Source organism: Desulfogranum marinum (genome assembly GCF_016918565.1).
Classification (GTDB): Bacteria; Desulfobacterota; Desulfobulbia; order Desulfobulbales; family Desulfobulbaceae; genus Desulfogranum; species Desulfogranum marinum.
Genome location: NZ_JAFFQD010000001.1, coordinates 176014 through 193857, shown reverse-complemented (window position 1 = coordinate 193857; position 17844 = coordinate 176014). Strand labels below are relative to the sequence as shown.

Here is a 17844-nt window from a genome sequence, read left to right as displayed (position 1 = left end):
AAAAATCATCCGGCAAAATACGTTGTCATACATCTCGTTTTTTTGCCGGTTCCATACTTTTCCTCTTCGCGTACAGTCTTTTCCGTCTCTACTCTTTTTCTCTTTGCTGATTCTGTTTCTGAACAGTTTGTTGTTTTTTGAGCAACATGTTGTCATGTAAACAACGATTATAGTGTTGTGTTTTTTGCAACTGAAAATGTATATCCCTAATATTTGGTTATTTTTAAAATGGCATAGCTGTTGCTCTATCCTAAGGAAATATGAAAGGGAATTATTCTTCCCTGCAACAGCAGTCTTAAATGGGATTTACAGGAGCACACAATGCAAATTATCCATCTCGATGACACCAATGAATTTACCCCTGGCCAAATGAAACGATTTTTTTTGGTAGAAAATTCACCGAATTTTAAAATTATAAATTTTAACCTGGATGCTGGAGTCACCTTTCCTGTCCACTCCCATGATCTGGATGGTGAATTATCGATCCTGGTCCTTGATGGAGAGGGCTTCTTCCTTGGCGCAAATGATGCGGAGATTCCGGCAAACAGCGGTGATCTGCTTGTCTCCCAAATCAGTGAACCTCATGGGGTAAGAGCGAAAACCAAAATGAGAATTCTGGTAACCATCACACCACCGATTTGAGAGGGGAGTGGATTACTTACCGGAACAGTAGATAATAGCGAGAAAGCGGAAAAACAAATGTTGAAACTTGATACAGGTCAAAGAGTTGTTTCTTAAAAGAGTATATAAAGTTGCACATAATGTATCGCGTGCAGGGTCTCGGACGATTGCGCATGCAAGACCTTTTCGGTTCAATACCTAGCCCATGCAAGCATCGTTTCAACGCTACAGAAAAAAGGCTCAATAAATACAAAGAGGAACGAGTATAATGAATATGTTTTGTTTTCAATGCCAGGAAGCTGCGAAAGGCACGGGGTGCACTGTTAAAGGCGTTTGCGGCAAGCAGGATACGACTGCCAACCTGCAGGATCTGTTGATTTATGATCTCAAAGGTATTGCTGTTTTGGCAAAAAGCTTAAAAGAAGCCGGGGTAGCGGTCGACAACAGTGTTGGTTTGTTTATCTGTCAGGGCTTGTTTACCACCATCACTAATGCCAACTTTGATGATCAAAGTCTGGAGAATTGGATCAAACGTTCTCAGGTTATCAAGACCAAGCTTAAAGATCAATTTGACAGCATTTCCTCACCCGCACGGAAAGCATCAATCTGGACCAAACTGATGCGTTTCCTGAGCCCTGGTGAAGAGCGTTCACCGGCGGCTCAGCTGGATGCTTCTGCGCTTTGGTTTTCAAGCGATCCTGCCATGTTCCAGGAAAAAGCGAAAACAGTAGGTGTACTGGCAACAGAAAATGAAGATGTACGCTCGCTTCGGGAGTTACTCATTTTAGGCCTTAAAGGTATCAGCGCGTATGCTGACCATGCGGCAGTGCTTGGGCTTGAAAAAGACGAAATATATGATTTTGTCATCGAAGGGATGGCATCTACCACTGAAAATCATTCAGTGGACGAAATGGTTGCGCTGGTGATGAAGGCCGGGGAGTGTGCGGTCACAACCATGGCCACACTTGATGCGGCCAATACCGGTGCGTATGGTAACCCGGAAATTACCGAAGTGAATCTTGGTGTTGGCGACAAACCTGGTATTCTCATCAGCGGGCATGATCTCAAGGATATGGAAGAACTGCTAGAGCAAACTCAGGGGACTGGTGTAGATGTATATACCCATGGGGAAATGCTGCCTGCCAATTATTACCCTGCATTTAAAAAATTCGACAATCTCAAGGGCAATTACGGTAGTTCGTGGTGGCACCAGAATAGCGATTTTGAATCGTTTAACGGTCCGATCCTGATGACCACCAACTGTATTATTCCTATCAAAAAATCTAACTCGTACCAAGAACGTATTTATACGACAGGCACAGCAGGATACCCTGGTGTAACCCACATCACTGATCGGGTGGATGGCCAGGCCAAAGATTTCTCGGCGATTATTGAACAGGCAAAGACATGCAGTGCTCCACAAGAGATAGAAACCGGAACCATTGTCGGTGGTTTTGCGCACAATCAGGTATTGGCCCTTGCGGACAAAGTCGTTGAAGCTGTAAAATCAGGCGCGATTAAACGATTTGTGGTTATGGCCGGCTGTGATGGCAGACAAAAAGGCCGCGCCTATTTTACCGAGGTTGCGGAGAATCTCCCTCAGGATACCGTCATCTTAACTGCCGGGTGTGCTAAATATCGTTATAACAAGCTCAACCTTGGTGATATTGACGGGATTCCAAGGGTGTTGGATGCCGGACAGTGCAATGACTCCTACTCTTTAGCGGTGATTGCTCTCAAGCTCAAAGAAGTTTTTGAACTTGATGATATTAATGAGCTTCCCATCTCCTTTGATATCGGCTGGTATGAGCAGAAAGCGGTCGCGGTACTCCTTGCCTTGCTCCACCTGGGAGTAAAAGGGATTCGCCTTGGACCAACCTTGCCGGCCTTTATTTCTCCTGCTGTTTTGGATGTATTGGTGGAAAATTTTAACATCAAGCCCATCGGTACAGTTGAGGATGATATTGCAGCTATGATGGCTGGCGAATAAGCTTTATTTATAAAGCATTCTGAAAAATAGGCGGCAGAGGGGATACCTTCTGCCGTTTTTTTTTGTTCTCGAGAACGAGTGTCGATCCATGAAAAATAGTAAGCATGGCTTATAATAATTCTTGCTTGTAAGTGCAGGACAAATTAGGGTGGCGGCATGAAAAAAATAGACCCCAACGATTCCATTATCTTGTTAATGCATGATGTCTCTATTCTACTGAGGAAGTTCATTGATCGACAGACTTCGGAGCTGAGCCTTACCCAGACGCAGTGGAGAGCCTTGGTGCATATAGCCAGGCATGAAGGTTGTAACCAAAAGGTTCTTGCAGACAGGCTGGAGATAAAACCGATCAGTCTTTCTCGTTTGCTCGATCGGCTGGAAACTGCAGGTTGGGTAGAGCGTCGGCCTGATCCCAATGACCGGAGGGCCGCTTGTTTGTATCTTGCTGAAAAAGCCCATCCTTTTCTTGATCAGGTCAAAGGGTTTGCGTTTGCAGCAAGAGCACAAGCGTTGCAGGGGATCAGTGATGAAGAAACTGCCGTTTTTCTGGATATATTGCGCAAAATGAAGACTAACCTCAGCCGGAATTAAGTAATGACTAACGTGCCAACGACAACCGAAGCTGCAGAGCCCTGTTCTGCTAAAAGGACAAAAAGCTCTCGATTTCGTCTGCTGTTATTGGTTTGTGTGCCTTGCCTGATAGTTTTTATGGGCCTCGTTATTTACTCCACAGGCGGGCGATATGTGGCAACGGATAATGCGTATGTCCAGTCGGATATGATAACTGTCAGGCCAGAGGTGTCTGGTCCGATTGAGGTTGTTCATGTGCGGGAAAATGATCATGTCACAACGGGAACGCCGCTTATCACCATAGAAAATACCAATTATCAGATTCAGCTTAACCAGGCTCGCGCTAATTTGCAGGGAGTTTGTGCAGATATCAAGAGACAAAAAGCAGCATACCTGCAAAAGGTTGATGAACTTGAACTGGCTCAAAAAAACATTGCATATGCAGCAAAGGAACTGCGCAGGGTTTCTGCCTTGGCTGAGAGGAAGGTGGTTTCAGGAGCCAAGCTCGATGATGCCAGGCATGTGATGGACGTCAATCAACAGAAATATCGAATCATTGAGGCTGCAATTGGGCAAATTTTAACCAGGCTTGAGGGCGACCCCGACAACTCGCCGGAAAATCTGGCAGAATATCGTTTGGCCAAGGCAAAGTTTGAAAAAGCAGAACTGGATTTGAGCAAGACTATTGTCCGTGCTCCCTTTAGCGGACGGGTCAGCAAGATACCTGCAATCGGACAGCTTGTTCGATCCGGCACATCAGTGATGAGCCTTGTTGATGATTCCAGCTTCTGGATAGAAGCAAATGTAAAAGAAACTGATCTCACCCATATTTTGGCTGGGCAGAAGGTGCAGATTGAAATTGATGCTTATCCGGACCAGGAGTGGACCGGTAGTGTTGAAAGCATTAGTCCTGCTACGGGCAGTAAATACGCCATTATTCCTTCTCAAAATGCGACCGGAAACTGGGTGAAAGTTGTACAGCGGGTTCCTGTGAAGATAGTTTTCGAGCATACAAATGAAAATCGAGAGTTGCGAGCGGGGATGAGTACCACTGTCCGTATTGATACCGAGCATCGTCGCTTTATCCTTGCGAGCCTGCACAAACGTTTTCCTGCTGTAGCTACGGCAGCACAAGCGAAGTAAGCATTATCTATGTGTTTATCAAAAGTTTTTTTTTATTCAAAAGAAACAGGCCTGCATGCAAGCCGTTAGTGTGAAGAAGAAAACGCCTCAGCACACTTTGCCTAGAGGATTGATTACTGTGTCCGTCATGCTGGCAACCATCATGCAGGCATTGGATATGACCATTGCCAATGTGGCGTTGCCGAACATGCAGGGCGGGATGTCTTCAACCCAGGACCAGATATCCTGGGTATTAACATCCTATATTGTGGCCTCTGCCATTATGACCCCGCCCACAGGAATACTGGCGGCTCGTTATGGTCGTAAACGCCTTTTTCTCGCTTCTGTAATTGGGTTTACCATAAGTTCCATCCTTTGCGGAGCCGCAAACTCGCTGACAGAAATAGTGATTTTTCGGTTTCTGCAAGGCGCCTTTGGTGCTGCTCTTGTGCCCCTTTCTCAGGCAACCCTTTTGGATATTTATCCAAAGGAAAAGCACGGTTCAGCAATGGCTATCTGGGGATTTGGGATCATGGTCGGGCCAATACTCGGCCCTTCCCTCGGAGGCTACCTTACAGAGTACTACAGTTGGCGCTGGGTTTTTTATATCAATGTTCCTATTGGGCTTGTTGCGGCATTGGGCATTTGGTTTTCTATTCCGGAAACCCGGCGTGATCATCAGCGTAAATTTGATCTGTTAGGTTTTTTGCTGCTTAGCGTATCTCTGGGAGCCTTGCAGCTCATGCTGGATCGTGGCCATTCGCTCGATTGGTTTGCAAGCCGAGAAATTATTATTGAAGCACTTGTGACCTCGCTGTGTCTGTACATGTTCATCGTCCACATCTTGACTACAGACACCCCCTTTATTTCCCCACAGCTCTTCAGTGATCGCAACTTTGTTGTTGGCTTGGTGCTGATTTTCACTGTTGGGGTGACACTGCTGGCCACCTTGGCTCTCCTACCGCCTTTTTTGCAGAATTTACTTGGGTTCCCAGTTGTCACAACCGGCTATGTCCTTGCCCCAAGAGGGATGGGAACGATGGTGGCGTTAGTATTGGTTGGCCGTCTGGTCAATAAGGTTGATACCCGTTTGCTTATTTTCAGCGGGCTCTGTCTTACTGCCCTGGCACTGAGGATTATGGGCGGTTTTAACCTCGATGTAAGTGCCTTTACTATAGTTTGGACTGGAATGATCCAGGGGTTTGGGTTTGGGCTGGTTTTTGTACCCCTTAGCACCGTGACCTTTGCAACTCTGCCCCAGCATTTTCGAACCGAGGGGACTGCTCTTTATAGTTTGATGCGAAATGTTGGCAGCAGTATCGGTATATCCGTAGTGGTGACGTTGTTGATGAGAAACAGCCAGGTCAATCAGACGAATTTTGCTGCGCTGCTCCATCCTTTCAGGGATGTTTTTATTACTGGTCAAGCACCCCTTGAACAAAGCCTATCAAGTATTGAAGGTGTGGTTACTTTCTACTCCCAGGTAATCAAGCAGTCGGTGACCATTGCCTATTTAAATGATTTCAGGCTCATCATGTGGATGGTTATTTGTTCCATGTTGCTTTTGTTGCTGATGAAGCACTCTCGGCAATCGGTAGCTTGAAAGGTGCTTCAATGATAATGGTAGGCAATGGAAGGAGAGTGTATGGAGATGGGTGAAAATGCTAATGCCGTGAAAGCTCATAAGAGCAGAGGCGCGCCATTTTCCAATCTCGAAAAAATCGTGTATCCACTTTTAGCGTGTATGTTGATTTTTCTGTTAGTGGTTGCGTTCTGGAATGCCGGCATATTGGCAGGGGACATTGAAGGCGGCGGAGGACCTTTACAGTATGTAATGGAACCCCTGCTGATCGAGTGCCTGAATTAGAAAGAGTGTCGGTTGTGGTAGAGTCTGGAATGACACAATACCTATTTAGTCCGTAAACACCAGTCGGATACCGAGAAAGATCATCATGGAGCCTGTTAATCCATCGAATGTTCGGCTGCATCTTGGACTTTTCAGCCACGCTTTTGCCCGGTCCACCATAGAGGCAAGTAAACATTGCCATATCATCGCAACCATGAAGTGAATGGCTGCAACAGTGAGTGACTGCCAAAGTGCTCCTTTGTTTGGATCAATAAATTGGGGGAGAAAAGCCATATAGAAAACAATGGTCTTGGGATTAAGGACATTGGAGAGAAAGCCTTCACGAAAAGATCGCAAGCCATTAAATTTGAGTGGGGTAACCGAAAGGTCGGCAAACACAGAGTTTTTTTTATTGAAGAGCAATCTGCTCCAATTAGTCAGCCCCAGCCAGAGAAGATAGGCAGCACCCAGTATTTTCAACCCGTTATACGCCCATGCTGTCTGTAAGAGCATAATTGATATTCCACAGGCGGAAACAGAAGCATGCACAAAAAGTCCTGAGCAAATCCCGAGACTACTCAGCGCTCCATCGTACCATCCTCCGCGAGCACTGTTACGCACGACTAAGAGGGTGTCAATTCCGGGCGTAAGTGTCAGTAGCGTTACGGCAATTAAACAGGTGAAAAGAGTGTTGGGATCCATTGGTATTATGTCATTTCTAGTTGCGCCTGAAAGCCAGCGTCCATGTTGGGTACGCATTTATTAAGGTGTGTACAGTGGCTTCCGGGCTATGAGCATTTGCGGTGTTTTCAAAAGGTGTGAAATAATTCCTATGCAGTTGCTATGGCGGGTGGGGATGCTGGAGAGTGACCAGGTCGTTGATGATCACGTCTATCATACTGAACAGGTAGCGTTTATTTTCTGCGGCGCGTGTGGTATAGGAGCCCTTCGGACGGGATAGCAGGCAAAGGGTGACGCCGTTCATGTCTTAACGCTGCTGATTGAATTTTACCAAGCAGGCTTTGGGCTGCTTGAAGGTCTCCGGCCGGGAGGAAAGCAATCCAGTCAGTTTTTCCTGCATGGTGGTATCCATAAGAATGTCTCTCCCGGTTCTAAGTGGGCAGCCATGTTGTTGGCTGCTGGTTGAAAATTTTTTCAACATTATGTTAGGCGTTGCCGACCGCTTTGGCTTGAATATCGGCGACAAAGTTTTCTAGAAAAGTAGCCATTTCCTGCGCTTTTTCCATGGTGATGGTCGGGACTTCCTTGGCCAGCTCTTCCACTTTTTCCAGGGTAACTCCTGTGGCCTTGTGAACGATGAAGCTTTCCACTTCTTCGCCTTCAGGGAGGCGACCGCATCCGCCTATAATACCAACGAATTCATCGTTTATAAACAAAGGGGTGCAAATTTTGAGCAGCCCTGCGTCGCACGGTTCGATGATGGTTGCCCCCTTATCTTTGGCTTGTTTAGCTATGTGTTGGTGGGCAACCGAACAGATGGCCTGGATGCCCTCTGGGTGAGCTTTAATTTCCTTACACAGGGGGTTGACGAAGTTTTTAAACCCTGTGAACGTGGCTCCAGCCTCGTTATAGGCACAGGCATTAACGCCCCAGTTGTTGTGCAGGTTTTTTTCAAAATCGGTCCATTGCTCCTTGGTGAGCAGATCCAGCATTTTCATGATGTACTCCTTGTTGAGGCGGCCACGTAACTGACGCAGTTGCCGGGTTTTTTGGGACATGTCCCTTCAGTTGAAACAACTAAAATCACAGTACAGATGAGCGCGTTAAATGTCAATATTCAGTCAGACGTAGCCGTGGTTCCTGTGGCGTAGTCTCTTTCGAAAATATATAATGAAGTAAAGATGATATTAATGATAAAAAACAGTGGGGCGGCCATGTGGTCAACGAATTAGCCCTTATGCCCTGCTGAAGGGGCGAATATGTTGATGATGCGTAACGAATTGCTGGGTTGGTAACTCTTTGATTTATTCTACCTATAACCTGCAGCTGTTTACAGGTGCCTCATGTTTGGACAGGCGCGATTTTTTTTGCAGGTAAGCAAAGACTCCGGTAGCCTATTTATGCGGAAGATCGTGTCCCTCTGAAAAGGTAAGCAACCAGTGGAAGACTTCGTGGGGGACCTGTGAGTTACGATGGTGCATCAGGTGAGTGAATGGCTAAGCAAGATAGACTATCGGAACCAAAAACGGAGGAAGACCATGGCACTTTTTCTTGTGCAGCACGGTGTGAGCGAGTCAAAAGATGTTGATCCGGAAAAAGGTTTGAGTCGCAAGGGGAGAGCAGAAACAGAAAGGATTGGTCAGGTTGCTGCTGGATATGCGATAAACGTAAACCGGATCGTCCATTCGGGAAAAAAACGGGCAGAGCAGACTGCATTAATTTTTCATGACCTACTGTCCGTGCAAGCTCCTTTAGAAATGATTTCCGGTATTAAGCCGCTGGATGATGTGCGTAAATATGCCGAGACGCTTGATCCTCATTCGAATCTGATGGTGGTCGGGCACTTACCTTTTTTGCAGCGCTTGGTTTCCTTTATGCTCACAGGCGGCGAAGATAACCTTGTTTATAAGTTCCAGAATTCAGGGATTGTCTGTCTTGATGCCGAAACAGGGGAAGATGGGGCAGCTGACTGGTTCATTAAATGGACGCTCAATCCCAATATTACATGATAACGCAGAGCCTGTCTTACTTCCCGCATTGGAGGAATAAAGCAGTGCGGGGGAGACTGGTCTGGAGCTATTTGGAAAAGTCGTGCTTGCGTTAAATGAAATTGTTTTTGGCAAAATTACCTGTCACGGTTCAAATATATGTCTTGGTTCATGTAACCATCCAACAAGCAGTGCGTAAAATGTTCACAAGCTGACCGATTGAGCAGATAAGCTCCGACTTCGATACATTTGTATGCTGAACGGGCATTTGCCCGTAGCGATTTCTCCATAGGTCATCGCGGGGCGGCTATGCAGTTTCCCGAGCATACGAAAGAATCTTATGAGGCTGCCGCCCGTATGGGGGCAGGTATTGTTGAATGTGATGTGACCTTTACCAAGGATACAGAACTTGTATGCCGTCATTCACAGTGTGATTTGCACACCACAACCAATATTCTTGCCATTCCTGAGCTGGCAGCAAAGTGCAGCGAACCATTTACCCCCGCGGAATTCGATGCCGGCACGGGTGAATTACTGAAGCCGGCTGCTGCCAATTGTTGTGCCAGTGATATAACCCTGGAGAACCGACCTCTATGCAACATGTGGAACCGTGGTGTCCCACAAGGAAAGTATAGCATTGTTTCAGGAGCTGGGAGTGAAGATGACTCCTGAACTAAAGGAACCCATTGTTGTCATGCCTTTTGGGGGAACATATACCCAGCAACAATATGCGCAGCAGATGATCGATGAGTATAAACAAGCAGGGGCGAAACCAGATCAGGTTTTTGCCCAATCTTTTAGTGTGGAGGATGTGCAGTATTGGATCAAAAATGAGCCTAAGTTCGGTAAGCAGGGTGTTTATCTGGACGGAAGATACGATGATGAAAATTTTGACCATACCAACCCTGCAACATGGTCACCTACCATGGACGAATTGGTTGGCGATGGTGTCCGGATTATTGCGCCGCCAATGTGGATGCTGCTGGCAGTTGATGGCAGCGGCAAAGTAGTCCCTTCTGTTTATGCTCAAAAAGCAAAAGAGGCAGGTTTGGATATCATTACCTGGACACTTGAGCGCTCAGGTCTTTTGGTTTCAGGCGGGGGGTGGTATTACCAGACGACAAAAGGAGCAATCGATAATGACGGAGATATGATGACTGTGCTTGACGTGCTTGCCCAGGATGTCGGCGTTATCGGTATTTTTTCAGATTGGCCGGCGACGGTCACTTATTATGCCAATTGCAAAGGGTTGTAATACCATTTACACACATAGACCTGTCCTCCGCAAATCCAGAGCTGTGGCTTTTGCGGAGGATAACGCAGTGTTTACCTGTTACAATGCTGCTTCACGGGTGCCAGCTTTTAGCTGGGATACAGCAACGGTAAAGACTACACAGGTATGGCCGGCGAAGATATTTGGCTACTGCCATGGGAACACCTTTTTGGCTCCCTCTCACTTCAAGAGTATCGTGCAATTACTTAAACCATTTTAAATTTCGTAATGCTTCGACCAGCTCGCGGTGCATGACAAGTTGGTAATGCTCGTTTTCAGAGCGGTACGGGTTTCCAGAACCGATGGCACTGCTATAAAAGGGTTCGCCCGGCCTGGCAACGCTTTCCAAATAGGCCATATGTAATGTGTCACCAAGCATGCGACCGAGTTTTTCGTATTCATCTATAACCACTGAATAGTCATCAGTTCCAACAGCATCTGCAAGCTTGGTAAAGGGAGCTGATTGGTTGGCGGACCTGAAGTGGGATTCCAGCATTTGACGTTGCTCGTCGCTGATGTTTTTTTTTAATTTCTTTAAAGCCTTGGTATACTCTTTGGCTGATGGCACTGCAAAATCACAACTGCTGTTCATTTTGGGACTCCTTTATTTTGTTTCAATCATTTTAGGAGAATATGTTGTAATGCGCTTGCGGGGGTGTTTTCAAGTGTTATACGGAAAACTGAAGTTTTTTTCGTTGAAGGGTAGGGGAGCAGCTGGAGAAAATACCATCCTGACCCAAGGTGAGTCAGGATGAAGCGTTTTCTTGTTGAGCGATCAGGTACCCTGCAGAGCAGGGTGAGGAAATGCAGGCTGCTGTTCTTTCTTTCCCGTGAAAAGAAGGTGAAGAGTTTTGCCTGTAACGATTTGGCGGTTCATTTTTCTTCGACCCCTTTTGCAACTAAGGCCAGGAAGAGGTGGATGAGAGACGCTCCGGCAAGAGCTGTAATGCCTGCGTTATCATTGGCCGGCAAAACTTCTACCAGGTCCATTCCCTTAAGATTCATACCCAGGCAGGAGCCCACCATGAGCTGCAGTGCCTGGTGAGTGGTAATACCCCCGATTTCCGGAGTTCCTGTTCCTGGAGCGTAGGCTGCATCAAGAAAATCGATATCAAAGGTAACGTACACAGGCTGGTCGTTGATGCGGCTTCTGATAGCTTTTACTGCCTCTGTCACTCCCATAGCATGTAGCTGGGGACCTGTGATTATCTCCAGCCCTTTGTTTTTGGGGTAATCCAGAGCGTCTTTACTGTACAATGGACCTCGGATACCTACTTGAATTGAGTGCTCCGGCTTTATCAACCCTTCTTCAATGGCCCAGTAAAAAGGGGTGCCATGGTTGTACTTTCGGCCAAAGTATTCTGGGATAGTGTCACTGTGGGCATCAAAATGCAACAATGCAACAGGTTCTCCCCGTTCACAAGGCCTGGATAAGACTTTTCAAGGAGCTCAATGAATCAGAAAAAAAGTCTCCATGAACATCATTATGTCTATTATTATGAACTGGAGGTGGGTGATTTATTCAGGTTAATTAGCGAATCTGGTGCCAGATACTTTCTCTCTAAGGAATGAGGGGTGAATTTCATAGTGGGTATGACAGTCGTGGACGTCTTTTTTTTACAGTTTATTTAACAGATGCATGACAATGGCAATGTTCTGTTTTTCTAACTGATAGCGCGAAGAAGACCATTGACAACGTCTTGGATTTGGGCCAAGGTGCTGATGTCATTATCAATGAATAGAGGCAATAAGGAGGCTCGCGATGGGAAAAAGAAGGGGGGAAATATGGAAGTGGATATTGTCTTCTTGCCTGCTCCTCGTGCTTTTAACCGTAGCCTTTCTCCCTACCTTCCTTTTTTCACGGGTTGGGCTCGATTTTATTCTGCCACGACTCAATCAGGTTATTAGCGGTGAGCTGACAATTACATCCTGTGCTGGAGGTTGGACGAAAGGCCTTGCATGTGATGAGGTGCAGTTTCGTAGATCCGACGGGCAATCTCTGTTCATGGCGCAGCAAGTTGCCGTTGATCGGAGTTTGTTGAGATTATTGATGGCTCCGCGCAATGTTGGAGAGATTTTTATAGATTCTCCTGTCATACGAGTGCCGGTTGCAGCGAAAACCAGTGCCGCGAAAAGCGAAAGTGGCTCCGCGCAAACAGAGTCACCTGTCGAAATTGATCCCTCCTCAGCCGAAACGAAGTCGAACATAGAAAACGAATCGGCAGGCCCGGGTAAGGAAAAACCTTTTTGGGAAGGATTGATTGCCGGCCTTCGTGTGCGTAAAGGACGAGTTATTACTCCCATGGTTGCACCAGGTCTGCAGACGCTGGCTGAAGAAATTAATTTTCAGGCGCGCCTCAATGACGGGACGGTGAACTATGCATTCCAGATGCTGTCCGGAGAGCAGCAAGGCAGAGTGTTTGCAAAAGGCTTTTTTAACCTGCCCATATATAATCAGCCGCTTTTGCCTGCTCTTGTTTCTTCGACAGAAGTCGAGATTACCCGCCTGGACTTGACCGGTTTCCTGCGAGCGTTTGCAGCCGCGCAGCCGGCCGGTGGTCCTGTTCCTACAGGGCAGGGAATGCTTAATGGGAAATGGCAGGTCAAAACTGCTGGCTTTAATAATATTGTTGTTCAGGGGAGCAGTACTATAAATGACTTTGCGTTGACAGGTGGGATTTTGGGAGCTGATCGTCCAGAATTTAAACAACTGGAACTTGTCATTGATGGAGCGCGGAAATCTGAAAAAGAGTGGGCGGTCAATACGTTTCTTCTTTATTCAGAATTGTTGAGCCTAAAGAGCAGCGGCACTTTGCATGATAACAATGGAGAAGTAAAAGCCTCCGGGAAGTTACAATTGCCTGCCTTGTTCACCATGTTTCCCCATACCCTTAAGATGAAAGATGATGTGACTGTTACTGAGGGGGAGCTTGATTTTGACCTTGCTTTACAAAAATCTAAAGGGGTTAACAGGGTTGTAGCCAATGCCGGGAGCAGTGTTTTGCAAGGAGCCTTTAAACAACAACACATCCTTTGGGATGACCCTTTCTCTCTTTCTGTGGATGTGTATCAGGAGGAGGGGGGCGGGAGCCTTTTTTTTTCAAAGTTACAACTTGTTACCGATTTTCTGGCTTTGGAAGGCAATGGCAGTTTGGATAATTTTTCACTCCACGGAACGGCGGATCTGGAGAAAGCATCCAAGGCAATGAATACTTTTGTGGAAACTGAGTACCAGGTCCGCGGGCAGGCCGAATTCGACAGCTCTTCAATGATATTGCAGGATCAACAGTATCAGGTAACGACCACACTGAACGTGAAAAAATTTGCCATGGATGACACCCGCGGCAATTTTGTCCCTGAGCATCCATTGCAGCTTTCAGTGAAAGGAACAGCTCCGCGTTCCTGGTTAGACGGCAAAGGAAGCATGGACTTAGATTTTTCCACTGACAGCTGGTTGGGAGAAGGACAAGCGCAGTTGTTTGATATGAAGCGTGATGCCGGCCGGAGCAGCAGCGGTTGGCTCAACGGCGGGTATGCCGTTAACGGTTCCCTGGATCTGGAACCGCTGACCACCTTTCTCAATCGTATTCGACCTGACAAGGAACAAATATTTGCCAAAGGGGTAGCCTCGGTAAAGGCCTCCGGTAAAACCGAGCCGCAATTACTAAAAATAGGTAAATTTGATTTTGAAATTAGTAATTTGGAGATGCAGTATCGTGATATAGGCTATGAAGACCAGCACGTACGGTTTGCTCTATTGGGGAAAACACCTGATTCTCCAATTGGTTTTGTGAATGTGGCCCCTTTGGTGGTGCTTAATGACTGGAAAGACTACGGGAGCGTTGAAAAAGGGTGGGCAACCTTTGATCTGACCCATAGGGAAATGGTGTTGCCGCATCTGTTTTTTGATTCTGGAATACTTTCAGTTCCTTCCGCCTCTATGCAAGTTGCCGATTGGCAATTTTTGACTCGCGATTTTACCTTGGATTTTACCAGCGAATTTGCTGTAGATAATTTAGTGGAAGTCATCCATCAGATGGATCAATTGCCTGGTGCCGTCAAAGGCAAGGGCAGCGCAGTCGTTTCTGGACACGTCTTTGGACGTGACAAGCAGCTTGAGGCACTTTTGCAAATTCAGGGGCAGGATCTGGCCTATCTCCGTGATAAGAAAATAATTGTAGACAAACAGGATCTCAATGCCAAGATTGAACTGCACCATGCTGTTGGGACGAAAGACGCTGTATTACCGGAGATATCGGTACAGTCACAGCTCTTGACCTGGGACGGCAAAGCCGATTTCCGTGGTGGTGATGCAGCTAATATTACCATCGAAGGGGAGGTGATCCCTGACTTTACCTTTTTGGCGACACTACTTGAATCCGTCACGGGTAAGCAGTTTAAACTTACAGGGCGAAACGCACAGACCATTTCTGCCTCCCTTGCTTTAAGTAAAAGCGGGGAGAAAGGTAACCCTTTCACTTTCCATTATCAAGGCGGAATAGATGCTATCCAGTACCAGGGGATTGATATCAGTAAGTTTACTTTGTCCAGCGCTATTGAGAAAGGGAAAGGGATTTTCACTGCAGCGGGAAACTTGAACAAGGGAACTCTATCGTTCTCCCCATTGTATGACGGAACCGGGGACACTGCTGCTCTCTCGCTACAGAAGCCGGAAGAAATTCTTTCGGCAGTTCACCTGCAGGAACCGTTGGTGAAAAATGTACTGGCAAAAATGCATCCTTTGTTCGGTGTTCTTGTCCGTCCACAAGGGGTGATCAGTATGCGTGCTGATTCGCTTTTTGTCCCGCTTGGTGAAGCCGAGAAGACTCGTTTTCGGACAATTATTGATGTCCAGCAGGTTCAGCTTGAAAGTAATGTTTTTCTACGTGAAATATTGCAGCTGGTGAATGTTTCCGGAGATTCTCTGGACTTGAAGGATGCAGAGATTACCTGCCAAGGGGAGAATGGTCGCGTCAGCTGTTCACCTGTGCACATTTTGGCTGCGGAGGCGGAGATGACCCTGCATGGGTCAGCGGGATATGATGGGTCGTTGGACTATCTTTTAACTATTCCTGTTACCAAGGCGTTGGTCGGCAAGGAAGGGTACCGGATTCTGGAAGGAACAACCATTGATATTCCCATTAAAGGCTCTGTTGATGAGCCATTGTTCAGTAGAGATAATCTCCAACAAACCATTGCCGAAATCATTAAGCAAGCAGCTGCCGGTGCGGTAGAAAAACAAATACAAAAGGTTATTCCGGGTTTATTAGAGAATATATTTGGGAACTGAGACGACCTGCACCGCACACCTGCTCAGAGCATGATTGCTGATAGAACGGGGAAAAAGTGTTTATCTGTGCTTTGACAAGTACAGGGAAAAGGAATAATGAGATGTATCGCATTAGCCGGATTTCCCCTGACCATTGTGTTAAATTGATAGATATTGTGCGATTGTAGCTGCTTGGACTCAATAATGAGAACTTACAATTTTACACAATGGTCACCAAAGGTCAGCCCGGTCGACGCCATCTACTTCTGTATTTTTGCAGTAAAAAAAGGTAACTATCGGAGTATCCGCTTACCCTTTCACTGCCGAAAAAATGAAACTGACGCCGCCTGAACTAATGAAAATACGGGTTAGGAGGTTAAGGCGAAGGTAATCGTTATTTGTCGAATAGTGACGTTGTATTGTATATTGTAGAGCGTTTATCTCTTCTCCAGAGCTTGTCGAACAGAAGCATTTTTTTCAACTCGGAGTAATTGTCGAAAAAATAATGCTTGCAATAGTCGGTATATGTTTGTGTTTTATTTTTTCACAATCTTTGATTTGAAGTGGAAATGTCTCAACTCGACAGGCGCCTGGCAGCCCTTTAGTAAACCACCTGTTTACGGCTGGGCACTGGTTGGGGAGATTATCCTGGGTACTGGATTATACGTTGGTTTTGAGAGAATTTATCGGTAATATTAGGAGAAATGTCGTGGGAAAAGAGATAGTTATTGTTGGTGCTGTTGCAGCTGGGCCTAAAGCGGCGTGTCGTTTGAAACGTTTGAAACCTGATTGGAATATTACCTTGGTAGACCAGGATAGTCTTATTTCCTATGGCGGCTGCGGCATCCCCTATTATGTAAGTGGTGATGTGTCTGATGCAAGTGAGTTGCGCGCTACCAGCTTTCATGTTGTCCGTGATGAGAAGTTTTTTGAGAAGGCAAAAGGAGTGAATGTCCGGACTCGTACCAGGACGACCGCCATCGATCGGGAACGGAAAGTGATAAAGGTTATAAACCTCGACAGTGGTGAGAAGCAGGAATTGCCCTATGACAAGCTGATGCTAGCCACCGGAGCAAAACCTTTTGCTCTTCCCATTCCCGGCGCTGATTTGGATGGTGTCTTTACCATTGCCAATCTTCATAAGGCCGTTGAAATTAGAAAAAGGATAGCTCAGGGGCAGGTAGGTAAGGCGGTTGTCATTGGCGGAGGGGCGATAGGCATTGAGATGGCCGAGGCGCTTAAAGATCTATGGGGAGTGGAAACTTCTTTGCTGGAGTTGGCACCGCAGTTACTGCCTTCAATTGTTGATTGGCCAATGGCAAGTATGCTTAAAAAGCATTTGTCGGAGAATGGGGTGAATGTTTACACCGGAGAATCGGCCACTGAGATTATCGGTAACGATGATGGGAAGGTAACTGCGGTAAAAACGCCTAAGCGTACTCTGGAAGCAGAATTGGTCATTGTTGCCGTCGGTGTACGCCCTAGGAGTGAATTGGCCGGAGAAGCAGGTCTTGAGGTCGCTTCCAGGGGTGGTATTAGAGTTGATCGGCGGATGAGAACTTCAGATCCGGATATCTATGCAGCCGGGGACTGCGTTGCCAGTCTCAGTTTGGTGACCGGTCGCGATACATTTACTCCGCTCGGCTCACTGGCCAACCGTCAGGGACGTGTAGTTGCAGACAACCTGGCAGGAATACGGACGCAGTTTAAAGGGGTGTGTGGCTCTTTTATCATGAAGGCTTTTGAACGGTGCATTGCTACAACCGGAATTAGTTATGAAGCGGCTAAAGCAGAAGGAGTTGACGCAGAATATGCCATTACCTCCCCACCGGATCGAGCGCATTTTTTTCCCAATCAGGCGGTGGTGATTTTACAGATGGTTTTTGATAAAAGAACCAGGAAGGTTTTAGGAGTACAAGGTTTCGGGATGATGAACGATTCTCTTTCTGCCCGGATCGATACGGCGGCAGGATTGATTGCTCAGGGAGCGACGATAGAGGACTTTGCCGATGTGGAAATGGCTTATGCGCCGCCTTTCTCTTCTGCCATTGATTCCATCAATGCTGTCGCGTATGCAGCGGAAAATTTATGCGACGGACGTTTCAGGCAGATCGAGTTGGATCGTTTTCTTGCCTGGATGGAGGACATGACGACGGAACCAGACTGGGTGGCTCTTGATATACGCCATCCGGCCGAAGCCAAACCCTATGTGGAAAAATATGGAGCCGACAAATGGCTTTTCGTCCAATATGAAGAGATGAGAGCGCGTCACCAAGAGGTGCCTGATGACAAGACATGCATTATCATATGCAATGCAGGGACTCGTTCTTATGAGGTGCAGGTTTTTCTCGAATCAGTTGGGAAAACAAATAATTATGTAGTGGGTGGAGGCTTGAATGTCGTCAGTCGCCTTGACCTGGAGTGGAATATAAAATAGTATTTTATAGTATCTATCCAATTATTCAGAGAGCAGTATAGGAGGAA

12 protein-coding genes and 2 pseudogenes are annotated in these 17844 nt (G+C 46.6%); 10 read left to right on the top strand and 4 right to left on the bottom strand.

Annotated features, from left to right (window positions below):
- Positions 1–321: 321 nt before the first annotated feature.
- The 6 genes from JWH17_RS00830 (at position 322) to JWH17_RS00805 (ending at position 6170) form a co-directional block, all read left to right on the top strand.
- Positions 322–642, top strand: a complete 321-nt coding sequence (locus JWH17_RS00830; RefSeq protein ID WP_205220652.1) for a cupin domain-containing protein — start codon at positions 322–324, stop codon at positions 640–642.
- 253 nt (positions 643–895) lie between these two features.
- Complete coding sequence (hcp, locus tag JWH17_RS00825) at positions 896–2611, top strand: hydroxylamine reductase (protein ID WP_205220845.1); 1716 nt, start codon at positions 896–898, stop codon at positions 2609–2611.
- Positions 2612–2767: 156 nt separating this feature from the next.
- Positions 2768–3202, top strand: a complete 435-nt coding sequence (locus tag JWH17_RS00820; RefSeq protein ID WP_205220651.1) for a MarR family winged helix-turn-helix transcriptional regulator — start codon at positions 2768–2770, stop codon at positions 3200–3202.
- Positions 3203–3205: 3 nt separating this feature from the next.
- Positions 3206–4324 (top strand): HlyD family secretion protein, encoded by a 1119-nt coding sequence (locus JWH17_RS00815; RefSeq protein ID WP_205220650.1) that lies wholly within the window; start codon positions 3206–3208, stop codon positions 4322–4324.
- A 55-nt stretch (positions 4325–4379) separates the two neighbouring features.
- Complete coding sequence (locus JWH17_RS00810) at positions 4380–5906, top strand: DHA2 family efflux MFS transporter permease subunit (protein WP_205220649.1); 1527 nt, start codon at positions 4380–4382, stop codon at positions 5904–5906.
- A gap of 42 nt (positions 5907–5948) precedes the next feature.
- A complete protein-coding gene (locus JWH17_RS00805) occupies positions 5949–6170 on the top strand; it encodes a hypothetical protein (protein WP_205220648.1) in 222 nt (73 codons plus the stop codon).
- Positions 6171–6215: 45 nt separating this feature from the next.
- Here JWH17_RS00805 and JWH17_RS00800 read toward each other — a convergent pair whose 3' ends face one another.
- Both JWH17_RS00800 and JWH17_RS00795 read right to left on the bottom strand, forming a co-directional pair.
- Positions 6216–6851, bottom strand: coding sequence for a LysE family translocator (locus tag JWH17_RS00800; protein WP_205220647.1), 636 nt, complete (start codon positions 6849–6851; stop codon positions 6216–6218).
- Positions 6852–7315: 464 nt separating this feature from the next.
- Entirely contained in the window at positions 7316–7888 is a 573-nt protein-coding gene (locus JWH17_RS00795) for a PocR ligand-binding domain-containing protein (protein ID WP_205220646.1), read from the bottom strand.
- Between the two features lie 480 nt (positions 7889–8368).
- Between JWH17_RS00795 and sixA the strand changes: the two genes are divergently transcribed.
- Both sixA and JWH17_RS24500 read left to right on the top strand, forming a co-directional pair.
- On the top strand, positions 8369–8839 hold the full coding sequence (gene sixA / locus JWH17_RS00790; protein ID WP_205220645.1) for a phosphohistidine phosphatase SixA: 471 nt from the start codon (positions 8369–8371) through the stop codon (positions 8837–8839).
- Between the two features lie 237 nt (positions 8840–9076).
- Positions 9077–10073: pseudogene (locus tag JWH17_RS24500) on the top strand (glycerophosphodiester phosphodiesterase family protein); the annotation flags it as partial.
- 220 nt (positions 10074–10293) lie between these two features.
- Here JWH17_RS24500 and JWH17_RS00775 read toward each other — a convergent pair.
- Positions 10294–10683 (bottom strand): hypothetical protein, encoded by a 390-nt coding sequence (locus tag JWH17_RS00775; RefSeq protein ID WP_205220643.1) that lies wholly within the window; start codon positions 10681–10683, stop codon positions 10294–10296.
- Between the two features lie 281 nt (positions 10684–10964).
- Positions 10965–11492: pseudogene (locus JWH17_RS00770) on the bottom strand (arginase family protein); the annotation flags it as partial.
- 361 nt (positions 11493–11853) lie between these two features.
- On the opposite strand from JWH17_RS00770, the gene JWH17_RS00765 reads away from it, so the two are divergent.
- Both JWH17_RS00765 and JWH17_RS00760 read left to right on the top strand, forming a co-directional pair.
- Positions 11854–15381, top strand: a complete 3528-nt coding sequence (locus JWH17_RS00765) for a hypothetical protein (RefSeq protein WP_205220641.1) — start codon at positions 11854–11856, stop codon at positions 15379–15381.
- Between the two features lie 688 nt (positions 15382–16069).
- Entirely contained in the window at positions 16070–17797 is a 1728-nt protein-coding gene (locus JWH17_RS00760) for an FAD-dependent oxidoreductase (protein ID WP_205220640.1), read from the top strand.
- Positions 17798–17844 lie beyond the last annotated feature (47 nt).